Below are 16,865 nucleotides of genomic sequence, written 5' to 3'. Positions count from 1 at the left end.
GGAAAAAGGCCCGACAGCGGCCTAGAAGGTCACCCCGGCAATCAGGGCGATATTGCAATACGGCTGGCACTCCCCGGTGCGGATCACCGCACGGGCCTGGCGGCTGAGCACCTTGAAATCCTCGTGGCTCATGAGCTGCCGCTGCCCCAGCTCACCAGCGGCGGTCATGCCTTCAAGCGCCGCCAGCGGCGTAGGCTGCTTGAGCAGAATTTCTTCGGCCAGCACATGACGCTCCACCTGCATCTCGCTGAGCAACACCTTCAAGGTAGTGAGAAAGTCGGGAACGCCGTGGGTCAGCGCCAGGTCGATCAACTCCACGCCCGGGGGCACCGGCAGGCCGGCATCGCCGATCACCACGATATCGCCGTGGCCCAGGGACGCGATCAAGCGTGACAAGGCAATGTTGAGCAAAGGTGTCTTTTTCATGAAGGGATAAACGCCTGAACGTCGGACAGCGTGGGAATGGAAGGTTGCGCACCGGCGCGCGTCACCGATAGCGCCGCAGCCACCTGGCCAAAGCGGATGGCCTCGGCTTCGCTCTTGCCGGCAGCCAGGGCCGCGGCAAAACCGCCGACAAAGGTGTCCCCGGCCGCCGTGGTATCGATTGCCTTGACCCTGGGCGCCGGGAAATGCTCGAAACGCTGGCCATCGGCAAACAGCGAGCCTTGTGCACCGAGGGTGATGATCACCTTGCCTGCACCCGCAGCGATCAAGCGACTGGCAGCCACTTCAGCGCTCTCCAAGGAGTCCACCACTACCCCGCTCAAGGCCGAAGCCTCGCTCTCGTTGGGAATCAGGTAGTCGATCGCGCCATACCACTGCGCCGGCAGCGGGCCACTGGCCGGCGCCGGATTGAGGATCACCGTCTTGCCCAGTTCGCGCCCGCGCTTGAGGGTGTAGCCCACAGTCGCCAGCGGCACTTCAAGCTGGCAGATGATGACTTGCCCATCCTGCAGCACCCCATCGAACCCGGCGACCTTCTCGGGAGTGAGCTGGCCATTGCCGCCGGCGACGATGACAATCGCATTCTGGCTACTGTCGTCCACCACGATCAGCGCCACCCCACTGGAGCCTTCGACCACACTCACCGCCTGGCAATCGATCTGCTCGGCCAGCAAGGCACCTCGCAGTTGCTCGCCATAGGCATCGTCGCCGACACAGCCGACCATCGACACCTGCGCTCCCAGCCTGGCCGCAGCCACCGCCTGATTGGCGCCCTTGCCACCGGATACCGTGGCGAAGGATTTGCCAATCAGCGTCTCGCCCCCTCGGGGCAGGCGCTCGGCCCGAGTCACCAGGTCCATGTTGAGGCTACCCACTACCACTACTTTTGCTGACATACATCGGTACTCAATCAGTTGGATTCAGCGGTATTCGGCGAAAGCGCCACCGAGCGGCGCCGTCGACTCCCGCAAGACGATATTCGGCGTAACGATGCGCTGGTCGACCGGCAGCTCCCGGCAGGCGATCCGCCGCAGCAGCAACTCTGCCGCGGTTTCCCCCAGTTGCAGGATCGACTGGCCGACCGTGGTCAGCGCCGGGTAGACGTAGCGGCTCATGAGGATGTCGTCGAAGCCAATCACCGAAAGCTCGCTGGGCACGCGGATATTGCGCTCCGCTGCCGCGCGCAGCACACCGATGCCCATCATGTCGTTGCCAGCGAAAATCGCGCTCGGCGGCTGTCCGCCATCGAGCAACTGCGCGGCTGCGCGATAACCACCAGTGCTGCTGAAATCACTTTCCAGGATGCGCTCGGCAGGCGCCTCGACACCGGCCTCACGCAGCGCCTGCTGGAATCCCGCCAGGCGCATCTGCGCCACACTGGTATTGCCCGGGCCGCCGATGCAGGCAATGTCCCGATGCCCCAGCTCCAGCAGGTGTCGGGTGGCCAGGTAGGCACCGTGCTGGTGGTCGATACGCACCAGGTCGGCGTTCACCCCTTCCAGCCCACGGTCGACAATCACCATCGGCGTGCGTACGCCGGCCAGCCCCTGGGCCAGGCCGCTGTCGCCACCGGCCGAGGTGACAATCAACCCGTCGATACGTTTTTCCAGTAATACCCGCAGGTAGTTGCGCTGCTTCTGCGGGTTGTCGTCGGAGTTGCAGAGGATCACGCAGTAGCCGTTGCGTTCGCAATAATCCTCGATCCCCCGAGCCAACTCGGCGAAGTACGGGTTGAGGCTGTTGGGTACCAGCAAGCCGATGGTAGCCGTGGTCTTGGCCTTCAGCGAACGCGCCACCGCGCTGGGTACATAGTCCAGGCGCGCGATAGCGGCCTCGACCTTGACCCGAACTTCCTCACTGACTGGCCGCGTCTTGTTCAGCACATGGGACACCGTGGTGTAGGAAATCCCCGCCAGCGCCGCCACATCCTTGATTGTTGCCATGAATCAAACCCGCCGATTGGCGCGCTGGCTGCGATAAGTGTCCAGCACCACGGCAATCACGATGACCGCACCAGTGATGATGCGCTTGGTCGGTTCGGATGCGCCGATTTGCGCCAGGCCCGCAGCCAGCACGGAAATAATCAAGACGCCGAAGAAGGTACTGATCACCGAACCGCGCCCGCCCATCAGGCTGGTGCCGCCAATCACCACCGCAGCGATGACTTGCAACTCCAGACCGGAGCCCGCGTTCGGATCTGCCGCCTCCAGGCGAGAAATCTGAAACAGTGCAGCGATACCTGCCAGCAACCCCATCAGGCTGAAGACCAGGATCTTGTAGGGTTTGGGGTTGATCCCCGCCAGACGAACCGCCTCTTCGTTGGTACCGATGCCGATCAGGTAGCGACCGAACACGGTGCGAGTCAGCACCGCCTGGGCCAGGAAAATAATCAGCAGGGCAATGATAAACGACGGCGAAATGCCGAAGGCAATCGGATTCGACAACCAGGCGAAGGCGTCACCGATGTAGGCGGTGCGTGAGCCCGTCATCTGGTAGGCCACGCCGCGGGCCATTTCCAGTACACCCAGAGACACGATGAACGAAGGAATGCGCCAGGCCACGGTGATGGAACCGGTCACCGTTCCCGCCAGCGCCGCGCAAGCCATGCCCAGCAACGCCGCGGGCACCACGCTCCAGCCCCAGCCGAGAATCGCCACGCTGACGGTCGACGCCGCCAGGGCCAGTACCGAGCCCACGGACAGGTCGATGCCACCGATGATCAGGACGAAGGTCATGCCCACCGCCAGCACCATCAGGTCGGGAATCTGGTTGGCCAGGGTACTGAAGGTGTCATAGGACAGAAAATGACTGCTGAGTAGGGAGAACAGCACGATCATCCCCAGCAGCGCCCCCGCCAACCCCAGATAAGTGCCGAGGCCGTAGTAGTGGCCGCCTCGCTTGCCGCTTGCTGCAGTTTTCATGATGCATTCCTAGGCGCCGCTTCATCGATCAGCGCATCTCGTTTTTGATAGCCGGCAAATGCCGCGGCAAGCAGTTCATCCTGGGTCCAGCTGTCGCGCTCGAAGGTATCGATCAGCCGCCCGGCCGAGAGCACGCCGATGCGATCGCAGATCAGCATCAGCTCGCGCAGGTCGCTGGACACCACCACAATGGCCTTGCCCTGCCGGGTCAACTCCCCCAACAGGCCGTAGATATCGAACTTGGCACCGACATCGATGCCACGGGTCGGCTCATCGAACAGCAGCACCGAACAGTCGCGTTCCAGCCAGCGGCCGATCACCACCTTCTGCTGGTTGCCACCGGACAGCTCGCTGACCAGTTGCGCCGGGCTGGAGCTGCGGATACGCATGGCGTCGATCTGCCGCCGCGCCAGATGCTCCTCGTCCTGGCCATTGACCAGGCCGCTGCTGGAAATCGCCGGCATGTTGCCCAGGGCGATATTGGCGCTGATGGACTGGGTCAACAGCAGCCCCTCACCCTTGCGGTCCTCGGTAATCAGGGCGATGCCGTTGGCCACCGCATCCACTGGCGAGCGGATGCTCACCGGGCGCGCCGGGGTGCCCAGGGCGATGGTGCCGCTGTCGGCGACATCAGCACCGAAGATCAGGCGCAGCAGCTCGGTGCGCCCTGCCCCGATCAACCCGGAAATCCCAAAGATCTCGCCACTGCGGACCTCGAAGGACACATCGCGTACTTTGTCCGAGCGGCTGAGGTTGCTCACCGTCAAGGCCGGCGCGCCGATCCGGCGCTCGCCCAGGTCGATGTGCTCGCCCAGCTCGCGACCCACCATCAGGTTCACCAGTTGCTCGCTGTTGTAGTTGGCCATCGGCTCGACACAGACCAGGCAGCCGTCACGCAATACCGCGATGCGCTGGGCAACCCGGGCCAGCTCTTCCAAGCGATGGGAGATATAGATGATCGACACGCCGCGGGCCTGCAGGCGGGTGATCTGCTCGAAGAGCATTTCTACCTCGCGGGACGTGAGCATGGCGGTGGGCTCATCGAGAATCAGCACATGGCAGTCGCCGATCAGGTTACGGGCGATCTCCACCATCTGCTGGTGGCCGATGCCCAGCTCGCCCACCAGGGTGTCGGGGTCGATGGCATCCAGACCGACCTGGGCCATGGCCTCGATCGCCGCCTTGCGCAATTGCCGGCGGCTGATCCAGCCACCACTGCTGGGCAGGTTGTCGAGGAACAGGTTCTCGGCCACCGACAGGGTCGGCAGCAGGTTGAGCTCCTGCATCACCATGCGAATGCCCAGATCCTCGGCCTGGGCGCGACTGCCCGGACGATAATCCTGACCATTGAACTGCATGTGCCCTGTGGTGGGGCTGACCAGGCCACCGATGATCTTCGACAGGGTGCTCTTGCCGGCACCGTTCTCGCCGGTGAGCGCCAGCACTTCACCGCGCAACAGCGTCAGGTCGATGCCGGTCAACACCGGTTGCGCATAAGTCTTGCCGATACCGCTGACCGATAGGACAGCGTTGGCAGCAGAAACTGACATAGGAAACTCTCCATGCGCCCGCCCAACCGGGCGAGCGCCGTTGTACCGCCGCAATGACTACTGAGTGACCAGCTCAACCGGAGTTTCGATCACGCCATTGGTACCGCTGTCGACTTTCTCGCCCTTGAGGATCTTCAGCGCAGTCTCGATACCGAAGACCGCCTGCTTGGCAGCGAACTGATCGGCAGTGGCCAGGACCCGACCATCCTTGAGCATCGGCTTGATGGCGTTGATGTTGTCGTAGCCCACGACCTGTACCTTGCCTGCCTTGCCGGCAGCCCGGACTGCCGAAACCGCGCCTACCGCCATGCTGTCGTTACCGGCCAGCAATGCCTTGAGGTTCGGGTATTCGCTGAGCATGGCCGAGGCCACACGGTTGCCGGCGTCGATTTCCCAGTCGCCCGACTGCAGCGACACCACCTTGATCTGCGCGGCTTCCATTGCATCCTTGAAGCCGGCGGTGCGCTGCTGCGCGTTGGTGGTAGTGGAAACCCCTTCGATGATTCCCACTTCGTCACCGGCCTTGAGTTGCTTGGCCAGGTACTCACCCACCAGACGCGCGCCCTTGCGGTTGTCAGGGCCAACGAAAGGCACGCTGATGTTCTTGCTCTTCAGCACGCCGGGGTCGAGCTGGTTGTCGATGTTGATCACCGTGATCCCGGCGTCCACGGCCTTCTTGATCACCGGAACCATGGCCTTGGAGTCAGCCGGCGCAATCACCAGGGCGTTGACCTTGGAGACGATCATCTGCTCGACGATGCGGATCTGGTTGGCGGTATCGGTTTCATCCTTGATGCCGTTGGAGACCAGGTCGAAATCGGCGGAATGCTCTTTCTGATAGGCCTTGGCACCATCTTCCATGGTCAGGAAGAACTCGTTGGCCAAGGATTTCATGACTAGGGCGACCTTGGGTTTCTGCGGGGTATCGGCTTGAGCCGAGGAGAAAGGAAGGGCCGCGGATGCAGCGGCGAGAACGGCGACAGCGAGGAGACGTCCAGCAAAGGGCAGCTTCATGGGTTCACTCCGATCTTATGATTATTGTGAGCAGCGTTCGTCAAACGGAACCGCCAGGTAGGCAGCACCACTGGCCGACGGCGAACCTTGCAAAGATAGACGATTATCCTTGTCCGAAGGCCGCGCAAACGTTTGCGTAAAACGAACTATGCGAACCTCGCCAGCGTTTGTCAACGCTGTTCAAAATGCGATCAGAGAGAGTGGGTAGCCATCCGCAGCCGGCCACGAGGAGAAAAACCTGCCCGAAAAATGCTCCCGGACAGGCTGATGATTCAGGCAGTGGTGTTCACCAGGCCACCGGAAGAAGACTCCTTGGCCAACTCTCGGACCAGGTTGCCAGAGACTTCCGCCAGCGCGCCGTTGGTATCGGCGACTTGCCCTTGAATGGCCATGACTGCCGTCTGCTTGGCCTCAGGGGTTGGGTAGTTGGCGGCCTGGGCGGCAGCCAGTTGCTGTTGCTGCTCGCGAAGTTGCTGCTGCAGCTCCTGCATGCGCTTGAGCAGCATCTTTACCACGATGCCGTGCTTGTCTTCGCTTGGGCTTTCGCTTTCAGACTGTTCGGCCTGCTTGCTGGAACCGACCCGCAAAGTGCCCGACTCGTCGGTACCCAACGCCGTAGACGCCTGTTCGGCGGCGGCATTACTCAATGCATCGATGGTCGCGGGCGACTTGCCATTGATCAGAATGGCTCCTGCCCCTGGAAATCCTACTGACAGTGACATGGGAACTCCTGGTGAAAAATCCTAGAAGGATCATCGACCGCTGCAGAACAATCTTTAATGGATGAGCGAGAAGTCATCCCGGGACTTGTGACGAGCATTTTCGGATTGCCGAACGCGCCACCTTGAAAACGTTCGGAAACCCGGACGCCACATGATTTCTTACGCATAAAAACAGAAATAAAATTGATATAAATCAGTAACTTAAAATAGTCATCCAGCCAAGGTAGCGCTGGTACAGATCCTGCTCCACCCTCGCTGCCCCGGCGCATACAGATCTGCCGCCGGGGTGTTTCTAGATGAACCTGCATCAGCACCGTCTCACTACTAGAGAGAAAATAATGAAATCTGCCTTCAAATCCTTCGCCCCGGGCGCTTTGGCCCTCCTCCTGCTTCTACCTGCAGCCCTGCAAGCCAAAGAAGCTGAAACCCAACAGAAACTGTCCAACGTCGTGGTTCTCGCCACCGGCGGCACCATCGCCGGCGCCGGTGCCAGCGCGGCCAACAGCGCCACCTACCAGGCGGCCAAGGTCGGCATCGAACAACTGATCGCCGGCATTCCCGAGTTGAGCCAACTGGCCAACGTGCGTGGCGAGCAAGTCATGCAGATCGCCTCGGAAAGCATCACCAACGAAAACCTGCTGCAACTGGGCCGCCGCGTTGCCGAACTGGCCGACAGCAAGGACGTCGATGGCATCGTCATCACCCACGGTACCGATACCCTGGAAGAAACCGCCTACTTCCTCAACCTGGTGGAAAAGACCGACAAACCAATCGTTGTAGTCGGTTCCATGCGCCCGGGTACCGCAATGTCGGCTGACGGCATGCTCAACCTGTACAACGCTGTGGCTGTGGCCGGCAGCAAGAACGCCCGCGGCAAAGGCGTACTGGTGACCATGAACGACGAAATCCAGTCCGGCCGCGATGTCAGCAAGATGATCAACATCAAGACCGAAGCCTTCAAGAGCCCATGGGGCCCGCTGGGCATGGTGGTGGAAGGCAAATCCTACTGGTTCCGCCTGCCAGCCAAGCGCCACACCATGGATTCGGAATTCGACATCAAGAACATCAAGAGCCTGCCTGACGTAGAAATCGCCTACGGCTACGGCAACGTCAGCGACACCGCCTACAAGGCCCTGGCCCAAGGTGGCGCCAAAGCCATCATCCACGCCGGTACCGGCAACGGCTCGGTGTCTTCCCGTGTGGTCCCTGCCCTGCAGGAACTGCGCAAGAATGGCGTACAGATCATTCGTTCTTCCCACGTCAATGCCGGCGGTTTCGTACTGCGCAACGCCGAACAGCCTGACGACAAGTATGACTGGGTCGTGGCTCATGACCTGAACCCGCAGAAAGCCCGCATCCTGGCCATGGTCGCCCTGACCAAGACCCAGGACAGCAAGGAACTGCAACGCATGTTCTGGGAATACTGACAGCCCCTCTGCTCGACCGGCCCCGGTCGAGCATGCTTGCAACCACTCGCCCGCCCGGGCGGGTGGTTCCCCCCTCTTTCCCCCATGCAAAAAAATCTGCTCTCCTCGTGAGACAAATGCATAAAGCGTTGTCAGAGGAACTTCTTGAATTTTAAGCAGTTGCGAAATGCCCTACAGTTAAATACTGTATGCACGTACAGCTTAATAAGGAATGTTCCGTGGCCACGACCCAAACGCCCCTCAGCTCCTACGAACGCCTGGGTGTGCGCATCCAGAAAATCATCAACTCTCCCACCGCACAAAAGGCCAAGGCAGCACTGATCTTCCGCCTCGCCGATGAGCCACAGGATGAGTGGGAGCGCCTGCTGGAGGAGATCGCCGAAAACGACAACGTCACCCTCGCCTACCGCGACGATGGCGGTGTGCAGATTTTCTGGGTCGTGCCGAAGGAAGATTGAGTCGATGAGCGTCCGTTGTTTTGCCCTGCTGTTGCTGTTTCTCGCCTGTTCCGCCCAAGCCGATGCGCCCCGCACCTTCAGCGAAGCCAAGAAAGTCGCCTGGAAGCTCTACGCCCCCCAATCCACCGAGTTCTATTGCGGCTGCAAATACAACGGCAACCGGGTGAACCTGGCGGCCTGCGGCTATGTTCCGCGCAAGAACGCCAAGCGCGCCGAACGCATTGAATGGGAGCATATAGTGCCGGCCTGGCAGATCGGCCATCAGCGCCAGTGCTGGCAACAAGGCGGTCGCAAGAACTGCACACGCACCGATTCGGTCTATCAGCGCGCCGAGGCCGACCTGCACAATCTGGTACCGAGCATTGGCGAAGTGAATGGTGACCGCAGCAATTTCAGCTTCGGCTGGCTGCCGGAACAATCGGGCCAGTACGGTTCGTGCCTGACCCAGGTCGACTTCAAGGCCAAGAAGGTCATGCCTCGCCCTTCGATTCGCGGGATGATCGCCCGCACCTACTTCTACATGAGCAAGCAGTACGGACTGCGCCTTTCCAAACAGGATCGGCAGCTCTTCGAAGCCTGGAACAAGACCTATCCAGTACAGGCCTGGGAGCGCCAGCGCAATCAGAGCGTGGCTTGCGTGATGGGGCGCGGCAATGAATTCGTCGGCGCAGTCAACCTCAAGGCTTGTGGCTGAACGCAGATCGCCCGCGGGTGGCGGGCGATCATTGAGCCTATGGAAACGGGCTTACTGCGCGGCTTGATGCTCGATGACCGTGACTTCGATGTCACGCTTCTTGGCCTTGACCAGCTTTTCGGTCACTTCATTCTTCTTCGCCTCGGCCTCGGCCTGGGAAGCAAACGGACCGACCACGACCAGACGCTTGCCGTCCACGGTCACCACATTGGAAATCACCCCGTGCTCGATCAGCCAGCCGGTCAGGTCACTCACCGCCAGGGGGAGCGGGCTGCCCACCAGCACATCCCATTGCGGCTCGGTCGAGGCCGGCTGGGTCTGTACTGCCACCGCCGTGCTCTTGTTCGCTTCGACCCGCTTGCCTTCCCCACAACCGGCCAACGCCAATACCGCCATCATCATCGCTACTGTGCGCACAACCTAACCCCTAGAAAGTCTGAGGTGGCGATTTTAGCACTCATGACCCGAGAGACCTCGTCACAAAATCGGACCGAAACAGGAAGAATGATATTTATTGCCTATGTATAGTTGCGCCTTGGGAATTAATAGATCTTCTGCGCGTCAGAAAGAGGCACCCACTCAGTGGAACTTCGCACTAATCTATACCTAAGACCGACCTCTGCACTGTTTGAATCTGGTGCCCTACAAAGCTATCAAGGAGAAGATCATGCTGATACTCACCCGCAAAGTCGGTGAAAGCATAAACATCGGTGACGACATTACGATCACCATTCTCGGCGTCAGCGGCCAGCAAGTGCGCATTGGTATCAACGCGCCAAAAGACGTCGCGGTACACCGTGAAGAAATCTATCAACGCATTCAGGCAGGCCTGACCGCTCCGGACAAACGCGAACCCCCCTGAACAGCATGAGCACCAGCCTTTTGCCCGCGCACAACGGCTGGCGCAGCGCCTGTCTTGTTTGCCTTGAGCTTTTCCCCGCAGACGGCCCGCACACCCTCGCCCAGTTGCAGCCACAGCAGATTCCCGCCCATCAGACTGTCGTCAACCACTGATTATCGCCCTTTCGCGATAGCGAGCCCGACCGTTGATTCCCGACACACGCCGCCGCTGCATTGCAGGCGGCGCACCGGTGCGGCGGTCAGGCGCCCGCTGCAGGCTCCACAGGCTTGAAGCCCAGGTCCTGGGTAAAGCGCAGCAGGTAACCATCCGGGTCGAGTACCAGCAGGTTCAACTCGCCGTGCAGCAATTCGTCGTGACGGTACCAGCACTCCTGAATCTCTCGACGCAAGGCAATGCCCGCCCGAGCCAGGGCGGCTGCCAACTGGCGAATGTCCGGGCACTCGATGGACAGGTTCATGCCGCGGCCAAATGGAGCCTGCAAGGGCCCCACGCGCCACTCCGATTCCTGCTGGTCATCCTGCTCCAGCATCAGTTGGGCACCATTGAGGGAGAGGAAGGCAAAGAAGTGTTCCGGCCGCTGATACTCCACCTTGAAGCCCAGAAGATCGCAGTAGAAGGCCAGACTGCGCTGCAGGTCGGTGACCAGCATCTCCGGCACCAGGTCATTCATTTGAAACATCGAAGGCTTCCATTGCTCATTGATAGAGCCGCGAGCCTACTCTCAAGCAGCCACGCAGTGCAGCCCCGCTTACCAATGATTACAACTGAGCCCAGGTCACCCCACGCGCCATGCCGCTGGCGGCGATGACCATCAACACCATGAGCAGGGCCTGCACATCGCTGATACGGGCGAACAGCAGCGCCCGCCCGATCTGTGGCGCCACCCCTCGCCCCAGGGCCATGCGCCAGCGGATCAAGGTCAGCATCGGCAGGATCTCCAGCAACAGGATGATCACGAACAGCGTCATCTTCAGGTGGAACAGCGGCTGGTGCAGGTAATACTCTGTACCCTTGCCATAACCGCCAAAAGCCCGCAACAACCCGGTGATCAACAACACCGCGGCCATCAACCCCCAAACATTGTCGGCCCGCAACACCTGCCCGGGCGCCGCAGCGCCGCCGCTCAGGCGACGCAATGCCGAAGCGCGCGCCAGCACCCCGGCAAAGGCACTGGCAAACGCCAGCAAATGCACAGCCGCCCACAACCATTGCTGCAACATCGAGCCCATCTCCGCTTGATTGATCGACACATCCGGGCAGCTCAGTAATAGCTCATAACCCGGGCAGTTGCCGGCCAGCGGAAACGAAAAAGGCGGCTCGCACGGATCGACAACTTCCGCGAGAACCGCCTGGCCACTCAACTTCAGCAATGGCCGTCACAACTCAGCCATGACGCTCCTGCAGCACCTTGCTCCACAGGGTGAACGCTACGGATGGCGTCCAGCCCGGGTTGGAGGTGTGCTCCTGAAGGCACAGGTAACGATTGCCTTCGTAAGTCACTCCATCCTCCCTGAGGTAGTGCTGGCTGGTGCGCCACTCGGGAAAGCTCGGATCGACCGCACCGCCTGCGGTCCTGGCACTCACACTGCGACTGGGGAGCGACTCCTGGCCCTGAGTGTCGGTAGCGGTCACAAAATAGCTGTATTGGGTGTCCGCACTCAGCCCCTGATCCTCGAAGCCCGGAGAGGGGGTGCGAGCGACCGCATTGCCGTCGCGGTACAAGGTGTAGAACTCCACCGGCCGCACACTACCGGAAACGCCCCAACTCAGGTTGACGCTGCTGCGACTGGTGCCCAGTACCATCAGGTTTCCAGGTGCACCTGGGCGCTCCGGCTCACCGCCATCGCCATGGATCAGCGGCGCATAGCGATGACGAAACTCCCAGTTGTAGGGCACGCCCTGCCGACTGACGCCGGCATCCCAGTTCACCGACCAGGTCATCAACCCCTTGATGGCGTGACCGGCGCCCTGCAAGCGCTTGAACGCATTGCTCACCGCCGACGGGTCGATCACATAGCCGGTGGCCGCAGCATCGACATTGCTTGGTAGACCTATCACCAGCTTGTCCGCGGCAATGCGGGTGAAACCGCGGGTACCGGAGGCCAGGCTTTCGCTCAGGTAGTAGAGGAAATCCTCTTTCATCGCGTCATTGTTCTGGGCGATCCAGGCGCCCTGCCCACCATTGGCCTCCTGCACCCAGAGCCCGTCGCCTCCCTGGTTATAGAACTGCGGCGCGACAAAGTCGTAATAGCCTTCCAGGGCCTGTAGGTAGGCCACGTACTTGCCATTGCTGGTCAGGTAGGGAAACTCAGGCGCCATGCTGATGATGAAGTGCTTGCCCTGGCCGGCGTAATGATCCTTCACCAGCTTCAAGGCGGCAGGCAGCACACTCTTGTTGTCGGCAAAGTCGATGGCGCTCTGCTCCAGGTCGATATCCAGGCCATCGAAGCCGTAGGTTTCCACCAGACGGATGATTTCGTTGGCCAGGGGCTGTTCGTTGCCCTTGTGCAATTCGATATGGGCATCGGCGCCGCCCAAGGAGATCAATACCGCCCGGCCCTGGCTGTTGAGCACGCCCACCTGGCGCCGGAACTCGGCGTCCGAAAGGTTGTAGGGCTTGAAGGTGGGAATACCGTTGCCCTTCATGAAGGCCACTGCAACCACGTTGTATTCCTTGGGCACGTCCACCAGATCCAGGTTGGCGAATTGCCCCTGCTGGTAGCCGTCGCTGTGACCGGCGGCCCAGTTGTGCCAGAAGCCCATGAGCACCTTCTTGCCGGCAATGCTCGGCATCAGAGAAGCAGCATCTGCGGCCTGACTCTTGATTAATGCAAAATCGATCTTATCCACGTTCTAATCCTTCAGAACTGTCAGAAAATGTTAACTACCTGAAACTTATTTAAAGTCCAGATCGAAAGCCTGATAAAAGCCATTGCCGGTATTGGCAACAATCCACACCAGCACTACAACATGGTGGCCCTTTTTATTTTTGGGCAGCACAACTTCATGATGAGTCTTGGCTTTCAGTACCGAACCGAACTTGTCGAATGGCACTTCGGTGTAGAAGTCCTGATAAAAAGCCTGGGGTTCAAGCTGGGCACGACTGATGCGTTGTTTCGGGTTCCAGCCGTCCTTGGTGATGAACCAGTTATAGCCCCGGGTAACGTGGGGGGCGGTGTATTCCCACTGCACCTGGAACACCTGGCCCGGGTTCACGTTCACCAGCGGCCAAGTGAAGGGCCGGTTGATCTTTTTCGACATTTCTTCATTGGTGAAGTTGATGCAATCGCGCTCATCAACCTTGCCGCCACTGAGAATATGACCATCGGCGGGTGGCGCAACACTGGCCACATCGCTGTCGTAAGGCTTGGGAAAAGGACCGGCGGCGAGGGCCGGAAAGTTTTTCCCGCCCTCCATCTCGTTGACCTGCCAGGTTCCCAGCAGCCCCAGTTCCACCGCGACCGCACCGCGGCTGGACGGAGAAACAACACGACCATGTTTTAGTTGAGCCTGTGGCTTATTCATATCTTTCACTCCATTGATTAATTAACTACTGCTCCTTATTGAGCACCCTCAACTTAGCGCACTTTTCCCTGCTTTTTTCATCACCACAAAAACTAACCATTCAGGACAATTTACAAAAGTCCGCCCCAGCCCCCTTAATCCCTGGACTTCCTTATTTCAACTGACAGTTTGAAGAGGCAATGTATTACACGCTTTGCTACAGGCTTATTGGGTGTTTCCACAGATCGCCGATAACAGTTGGCCTGACCAGCTGGAAACCCTTCCCCAGAAATGAAAAAACCCGGCCGATGCCGGGTTTGTAGCTGATAACGTCAAATGCCAACGCCAGTGACTATCCTCTGCGTTACAGGCAGGTCGCTAGCGCCGCCAGGCGGCGCTTCGAGACATAGCTGTCTGCAACCGCATAAAAGTGGACGGTGGTTGTCGCGGCCTCGGCCTTGATATCGACAAAGGTCTCGGCGGAACGGGTATAAACGGTGTACCCCCCAGCCTTGCCCGGTTGCAGATAGGCAGCGGCATCGACACCAAAGACCGACTCGTCCTGCCAGGCGAACTGCACACATTGCGCTACCAGTTGATCGGCCTTGGACGAGGCCAGGGTTTTGTTGGGCGTTCGGGCCCGAGCTTCATCCATGGTAGAGCTCGCACAGCCAGCCAATAGCGCCGCCACCATTACCGCCATCAAAACCCGCATGCTGCCTCCTCGTCCTGAAAACGCGAGAGTATCGCTCAGGCCGCGTTAAAAAGGCGCGCGAACAGCAGAAAAACTCCCCCGCGCCCACTCAGCACTCCGCCAGGGAGGACGCCAGCTGGGCGATCGCCTCCTGGTCCTCATCTCCGAGGTGGCGGTAGTTCTGAATAATGGTGCTTTCATCCAGGCTCAGGCTGCCCTCGGACAAGCGCGAGCGCTCGCCGGTCAACACATAAAGCAGGTCAACGCCATGGCGCCCGATGGCCATCAGGTAATCCGATTTGGGCACCCGCTCACCGCTCTCGTAACGGCCCTGGGCGTTGGCTTCAACGCCGCCAATGGCACCGAACTCCTGCTGGGAGAGCCCCAACGCCTTGCGCTGTTCTTTCAAGCGCTCACCAAAGGTCTGCATAACCATCCTCATTCAACAAGGTGATGGTTTTACGACCGTAGCGGCCGCAGAAGGTGCACTTTGTTTGCCCACACCATTGCCAGCCCCCAGGCAAAAGATTAACCTGCGCGCCCTTTCCACACTTTTGCCAAGGAGATCCACCATGCAACAGCTGATCACCCCTTGCAGGACGTGCCTGGTTTAAACGCTGCAACCGCTACCCGCTAGCGCCTTCGCTTAACCCCCGCTTCATCCTGCCACTACCTGAATATTTTTTCCAATCAGGAATTGGACATGGACACTTGCATCCGTCATTTGTCGAACGGCGTCTCTCTGATCGCCTCCGACACCACCTGGATCGAAGACAAAGCGCTCCAGCAACTGCACACCACCGCACAACTGCCCGGCATGCGCCAGGTCGTCGGCATGCCCGACCTGCATCCAGGCCGGGGCTATCCGGTGGGCGCAGCATTTTTTTCCACCGAAGTGGCCTACCCGGCGCTGGTGGGCAACGACATCGGCTGCGGCATGGCGCTGTGGCAAACCGACCTCTCCAGCACTCGCCTCAACCTCGACAAGCTGGAAAAGAAAATCGGCAATATCGACCTGCCCCTGGATGAGCAGTGGGATGAACAACGCGCGCAACTGGCATTGCCCGTCAGCGGTCATGAGCACTCGCTGGGTACCATCGGCGGCGGCAACCACTTCGCCGAACTGCAACAACTCGATCAAATCCATGACGCCGACGCCCTGCAAGCGCTGGCACTGGACCCGAAAGCCTTGCTGCTGCTGGTGCACAGCGGCTCCCGAGGCCTGGGAGAGGCCATTTTGCGCAGCCACATCGACCAACACGGCCACAACAGCCTGTTGATGACCAGCACCGCCGGCGCCCAGTACCTGGAGCAGCACGACCAGGCCTTGCGCTTTGCCGAGGCCAATCGACGGCTGATCGCCGAACGCCTGCTGCACAATCTGCGGGCCAAGGGCCAGCCGCTGCTGGACATCAATCACAACCTGGTATCCGCGGCGCAGGTCGACGGCGTATCGGGCTGGCTGCATCGCAAGGGCGCCACACCATCGGACCAGGGGCCGGTGGTGATTCCCGGCTCTCGTGGCGACTACAGCTACCTGGTACAACCGCTCCCCCAATCGTTCAGCCTCTACTCCCTGGCGCACGGCGCCGGGCGCAAGTGGCTGCGCAGCGACTGCAAGGGCCGGCTGGCAACGCGCTTCAGCTTCGATCAACTCAAGCGCACCCAACTGGGCAGCCGAGTGATCTGCGAGGACCGCGGCCTGATGTACGAAGAGGCTCCCGAAGCCTACAAGAGCATCGACAGCGTGGTGGGCAGCCTGCGCGACGCCGGCCTGGTGAAGATCATCGCCCGACTCAAACCGGTACTGACCTACAAACGCCGGGGGTGCTGCTGATGATGTTGCTACAGCTGTCCTCCGCCCAAGGGCCTGCCGAATGCGAATTGGCAGTAACCCACGCATTACGCCGCCTGCATCACGAAGCCGAAGCGCAGAACGTGCGCCTCGGCATCATCGAGCAGGTTGCCAGCCAGGCTCGCGACGCCCATCGCTCGGTGCTGGTCAGCCTGGATGGCGAGCACGCCGCAAACCTGGCTCGACGCTGGACAGGCACCCTGCTGTGGATCTGCAAAAGCCCTCTGCGGCCCGCACATCGACGCAAGAACTGGTATTTCGCCGGCCAGCCATTCAGCGCCCCTGAAGAAGCCGAAAGCGGCGAGATCCGCTTCGAGGCCATGCGCGCTTCCGGCCCCGGCGGGCAGCACGTGAACAAGACCGACTCCGCGGTACGTGCCACCCATGTAGCGACCGGTATCAGCGTCAAGGTGCAGTCCGAACGCAGCCAGCACGATAACAAGCGCCTGGCTCGTCTACTGATCCAGCAACGGCTTGCCGATCGGCAAGAGCAGTCCGTACAGGAACTGCGCTTGCAACGTCGTGACGCCCATCACCGGATTGAACGGGGCAATGCCGTGCGCACCTTCAGCGGCAGCGCCTTCACCCCTCTGGACTGACCCGCCCTGGTACGGGAAGCCGATCGCCACGACGGCTCCCCGAACCAGGTTGGTGGCTACAGAGGGCAATACGTAAAAGATCTTGAACCGGTGACCGATGCGGCAAATGCAGAGGGCGCTG

The 16,865-nt window shown here is 60.4% G+C and carries 20 protein-coding genes; 6 read left to right on the top strand and 14 right to left on the bottom strand.

What is annotated here, in order from left to right; genetic code table 11:
• Window positions 1-21: 21 nt before the first annotated feature.
• From rbsD to ABCR88_RS11440, 7 genes are all read right to left on the bottom strand, one after another.
• Window positions 22-426, bottom strand: a complete 405-nt coding sequence (gene rbsD, locus ABCR88_RS11470; protein ID WP_041117045.1) for a D-ribose pyranase — start codon at window positions 424-426, stop codon at window positions 22-24.
• Window positions 423-1,340 carry a ribokinase gene (gene rbsK, locus ABCR88_RS11465; RefSeq protein ID WP_283987604.1) on the bottom strand — a complete coding sequence of 306 codons (918 nt, stop codon included), beginning with the start codon at window positions 1,338-1,340 and terminating at the stop codon, window positions 423-425. The genes rbsD and rbsK overlap by 4 nt, the downstream gene beginning before the upstream one ends.
• Window positions 1,341-1,364: 24 nt before the next feature.
• Window positions 1,365-2,387 carry a LacI family DNA-binding transcriptional regulator gene (locus ABCR88_RS11460; RefSeq protein WP_011060409.1) on the bottom strand — a complete coding sequence of 341 codons (1,023 nt, stop codon included), beginning with the start codon at window positions 2,385-2,387 and terminating at the stop codon, window positions 1,365-1,367.
• Between the two features lie 3 nt (window positions 2,388-2,390).
• Window positions 2,391-3,365 carry an ABC transporter permease gene (locus ABCR88_RS11455; protein ID WP_011060408.1) on the bottom strand — a complete coding sequence of 325 codons (975 nt, stop codon included), beginning with the start codon at window positions 3,363-3,365 and terminating at the stop codon, window positions 2,391-2,393.
• The gene (locus ABCR88_RS11450) at window positions 3,362-4,915 is read right to left on the bottom strand and encodes a sugar ABC transporter ATP-binding protein (protein WP_041117041.1); all 1,554 of its coding nucleotides are present in this window, start codon (window positions 4,913-4,915) and stop codon (window positions 3,362-3,364) included. The genes ABCR88_RS11455 and ABCR88_RS11450 overlap by 4 nt, the downstream gene beginning before the upstream one ends.
• A 57-nt stretch (window positions 4,916-4,972) precedes the next feature.
• On the bottom strand, window positions 4,973-5,929 hold the full coding sequence (locus tag ABCR88_RS11445) for a sugar ABC transporter substrate-binding protein (RefSeq protein WP_011060406.1): 957 nt from the start codon (window positions 5,927-5,929) through the stop codon (window positions 4,973-4,975).
• Window positions 5,930-6,201: 272 nt separating this feature from the next.
• A complete protein-coding gene (locus ABCR88_RS11440; protein WP_232644240.1) occupies window positions 6,202-6,651 on the bottom strand; it encodes a hypothetical protein in 450 nt (149 codons plus the stop codon).
• A 338-nt stretch (window positions 6,652-6,989) separates the two neighbouring features.
• Here ABCR88_RS11440 and ABCR88_RS11435 point away from each other — a divergent pair, with 338 nt between their 5' ends.
• The 3 genes from ABCR88_RS11435 to ABCR88_RS11425 all read left to right on the top strand — a co-directional run bounded on the left by ABCR88_RS11435 (window position 6,990) and on the right by ABCR88_RS11425 (window position 9,230).
• Window positions 6,990-8,078: an asparaginase gene (locus tag ABCR88_RS11435; RefSeq protein WP_011060404.1), complete on the top strand. Its 1,089-nt coding sequence runs from the start codon at window positions 6,990-6,992 to the stop codon at window positions 8,076-8,078.
• Between the two features lie 188 nt (window positions 8,079-8,266).
• Window positions 8,267-8,536, top strand: coding sequence for a DUF1654 domain-containing protein (locus tag ABCR88_RS11430; protein WP_015634917.1), 270 nt, complete (start codon window positions 8,267-8,269; stop codon window positions 8,534-8,536).
• A 4-nt stretch (window positions 8,537-8,540) separates the two neighbouring features.
• The gene (locus ABCR88_RS11425) at window positions 8,541-9,230 is read left to right on the top strand and encodes an endonuclease I family protein (RefSeq protein WP_011060402.1); all 690 of its coding nucleotides are present in this window, start codon (window positions 8,541-8,543) and stop codon (window positions 9,228-9,230) included.
• Between the two features lie 51 nt (window positions 9,231-9,281).
• Here ABCR88_RS11425 and ABCR88_RS11420 read toward each other — a convergent pair whose 3' ends face one another.
• On the bottom strand, window positions 9,282-9,632 hold the full coding sequence (locus ABCR88_RS11420) for a hypothetical protein (RefSeq protein WP_011060401.1): 351 nt from the start codon (window positions 9,630-9,632) through the stop codon (window positions 9,282-9,284).
• Window positions 9,633-9,897: 265 nt separating this feature from the next.
• Between ABCR88_RS11420 and csrA the strand changes: the two genes are divergently transcribed.
• A complete protein-coding gene (gene csrA / locus ABCR88_RS11415) occupies window positions 9,898-10,092 on the top strand; it encodes a carbon storage regulator CsrA (RefSeq protein WP_350404565.1) in 195 nt (64 codons plus the stop codon).
• A gap of 238 nt (window positions 10,093-10,330) precedes the next feature.
• Here the strand turns inward: csrA and ABCR88_RS11410 are convergent, their stop codons facing one another.
• From ABCR88_RS11410 to ABCR88_RS11385, 6 genes are all read right to left on the bottom strand, one after another.
• On the bottom strand, window positions 10,331-10,771 hold the full coding sequence (locus ABCR88_RS11410) for a VOC family protein (protein ID WP_053157365.1): 441 nt from the start codon (window positions 10,769-10,771) through the stop codon (window positions 10,331-10,333).
• A gap of 79 nt (window positions 10,772-10,850) precedes the next feature.
• On the bottom strand, window positions 10,851-11,312 hold the full coding sequence (locus ABCR88_RS11405) for a DUF2214 family protein (protein WP_041120597.1): 462 nt from the start codon (window positions 11,310-11,312) through the stop codon (window positions 10,851-10,853).
• Between the two features lie 163 nt (window positions 11,313-11,475).
• Complete coding sequence (locus ABCR88_RS11400) at window positions 11,476-12,942, bottom strand: glycosyl hydrolase family 18 protein (RefSeq protein WP_053150255.1); 1,467 nt, start codon at window positions 12,940-12,942, stop codon at window positions 11,476-11,478.
• Window positions 12,943-12,987: 45 nt separating this feature from the next.
• Complete coding sequence (locus ABCR88_RS11395; RefSeq protein ID WP_350023844.1) at window positions 12,988-13,617, bottom strand: lytic polysaccharide monooxygenase auxiliary activity family 9 protein; 630 nt, start codon at window positions 13,615-13,617, stop codon at window positions 12,988-12,990.
• Window positions 13,618-13,960: 343 nt separating this feature from the next.
• The gene (locus ABCR88_RS11390; protein WP_350023843.1) at window positions 13,961-14,311 is read right to left on the bottom strand and encodes a hypothetical protein; all 351 of its coding nucleotides are present in this window, start codon (window positions 14,309-14,311) and stop codon (window positions 13,961-13,963) included.
• A gap of 88 nt (window positions 14,312-14,399) precedes the next feature.
• On the bottom strand, window positions 14,400-14,720 hold the full coding sequence (locus ABCR88_RS11385) for a helix-turn-helix transcriptional regulator (protein ID WP_011060395.1): 321 nt from the start codon (window positions 14,718-14,720) through the stop codon (window positions 14,400-14,402).
• A 273-nt stretch (window positions 14,721-14,993) separates the two neighbouring features.
• Here ABCR88_RS11385 and ABCR88_RS11380 point away from each other — a divergent pair, with 273 nt between their 5' ends.
• The gene (locus tag ABCR88_RS11380; protein WP_350023842.1) at window positions 14,994-16,127 is read left to right on the top strand and encodes an RNA ligase RtcB family protein; all 1,134 of its coding nucleotides are present in this window, start codon (window positions 14,994-14,996) and stop codon (window positions 16,125-16,127) included.
• Window positions 16,127-16,744, top strand: coding sequence for a peptide chain release factor H (gene prfH, locus ABCR88_RS11375; RefSeq protein ID WP_350023841.1), 618 nt, complete (start codon window positions 16,127-16,129; stop codon window positions 16,742-16,744). Before ABCR88_RS11380 ends, prfH begins: the two co-directional genes overlap by 1 nt.
• Window positions 16,745-16,865: the final 121 nt, after the last annotated feature.

The sequence above is a fragment of the Pseudomonas sp. W17 genome (genome assembly GCF_040268305.1).
Classification (GTDB): Bacteria; Pseudomonadota; Gammaproteobacteria; order Pseudomonadales; family Pseudomonadaceae; genus Aquipseudomonas; species Aquipseudomonas protegens.
Note: the sequence above shows the minus strand (reverse complement) of the source record. Positions and strands in the feature narration are given on the sequence as shown.

Excerpts from the sequence above, each read along its gene's own strand:
- rbsD (WP_041117045.1), bottom strand. The coding sequence starts at position 426 with ATGAAAAAGACACCTTTGCTCAACATTGCCTTGTCACGCTTGATCGCG.
- rbsK (WP_283987604.1), bottom strand. The coding sequence starts at position 1,340 with ATGTCAGCAAAAGTAGTGGTAGTGGGTAGCCTCAACATGGACCTGGTG.
- ABCR88_RS11460 (WP_011060409.1), bottom strand. The coding sequence starts at position 2,387 with ATGGCAACAATCAAGGATGTGGCGGCGCTGGCGGGGATTTCCTACACC.
- ABCR88_RS11455 (WP_011060408.1), bottom strand. The coding sequence starts at position 3,365 with ATGAAAACTGCAGCAAGCGGCAAGCGAGGCGGCCACTACTACGGCCTC.
- ABCR88_RS11450 (WP_041117041.1), bottom strand. The coding sequence starts at position 4,915 with ATGTCAGTTTCTGCTGCCAACGCTGTCCTATCGGTCAGCGGTATCGGC.
- ABCR88_RS11445 (WP_011060406.1), bottom strand. The coding sequence starts at position 5,929 with ATGAAGCTGCCCTTTGCTGGACGTCTCCTCGCTGTCGCCGTTCTCGCC.
- ABCR88_RS11440 (WP_232644240.1), bottom strand. The coding sequence starts at position 6,651 with ATGTCACTGTCAGTAGGATTTCCAGGGGCAGGAGCCATTCTGATCAAT.
- ABCR88_RS11435 (WP_011060404.1), top strand. The coding sequence starts at position 6,990 with ATGAAATCTGCCTTCAAATCCTTCGCCCCGGGCGCTTTGGCCCTCCTC.
- ABCR88_RS11430 (WP_015634917.1), top strand. The coding sequence starts at position 8,267 with ATGCACGTACAGCTTAATAAGGAATGTTCCGTGGCCACGACCCAAACG.
- ABCR88_RS11425 (WP_011060402.1), top strand. The coding sequence starts at position 8,541 with ATGAGCGTCCGTTGTTTTGCCCTGCTGTTGCTGTTTCTCGCCTGTTCC.
- ABCR88_RS11420 (WP_011060401.1), bottom strand. The coding sequence starts at position 9,632 with ATGATGATGGCGGTATTGGCGTTGGCCGGTTGTGGGGAAGGCAAGCGG.
- csrA (WP_350404565.1), top strand. The coding sequence starts at position 9,898 with ATGCTGATACTCACCCGCAAAGTCGGTGAAAGCATAAACATCGGTGAC.
- ABCR88_RS11410 (WP_053157365.1), bottom strand. The coding sequence starts at position 10,771 with ATGTTTCAAATGAATGACCTGGTGCCGGAGATGCTGGTCACCGACCTG.
- ABCR88_RS11405 (WP_041120597.1), bottom strand. The coding sequence starts at position 11,312 with ATGTTGCAGCAATGGTTGTGGGCGGCTGTGCATTTGCTGGCGTTTGCC.
- ABCR88_RS11395 (WP_350023844.1), bottom strand. The coding sequence starts at position 13,617 with ATGAATAAGCCACAGGCTCAACTAAAACATGGTCGTGTTGTTTCTCCG.
- ABCR88_RS11390 (WP_350023843.1), bottom strand. The coding sequence starts at position 14,311 with ATGCGGGTTTTGATGGCGGTAATGGTGGCGGCGCTATTGGCTGGCTGT.
- ABCR88_RS11385 (WP_011060395.1), bottom strand. The coding sequence starts at position 14,720 with ATGCAGACCTTTGGTGAGCGCTTGAAAGAACAGCGCAAGGCGTTGGGG.
- ABCR88_RS11380 (WP_350023842.1), top strand. The coding sequence starts at position 14,994 with ATGGACACTTGCATCCGTCATTTGTCGAACGGCGTCTCTCTGATCGCC.
- prfH (WP_350023841.1), top strand. The coding sequence starts at position 16,127 with ATGATGTTGCTACAGCTGTCCTCCGCCCAAGGGCCTGCCGAATGCGAA.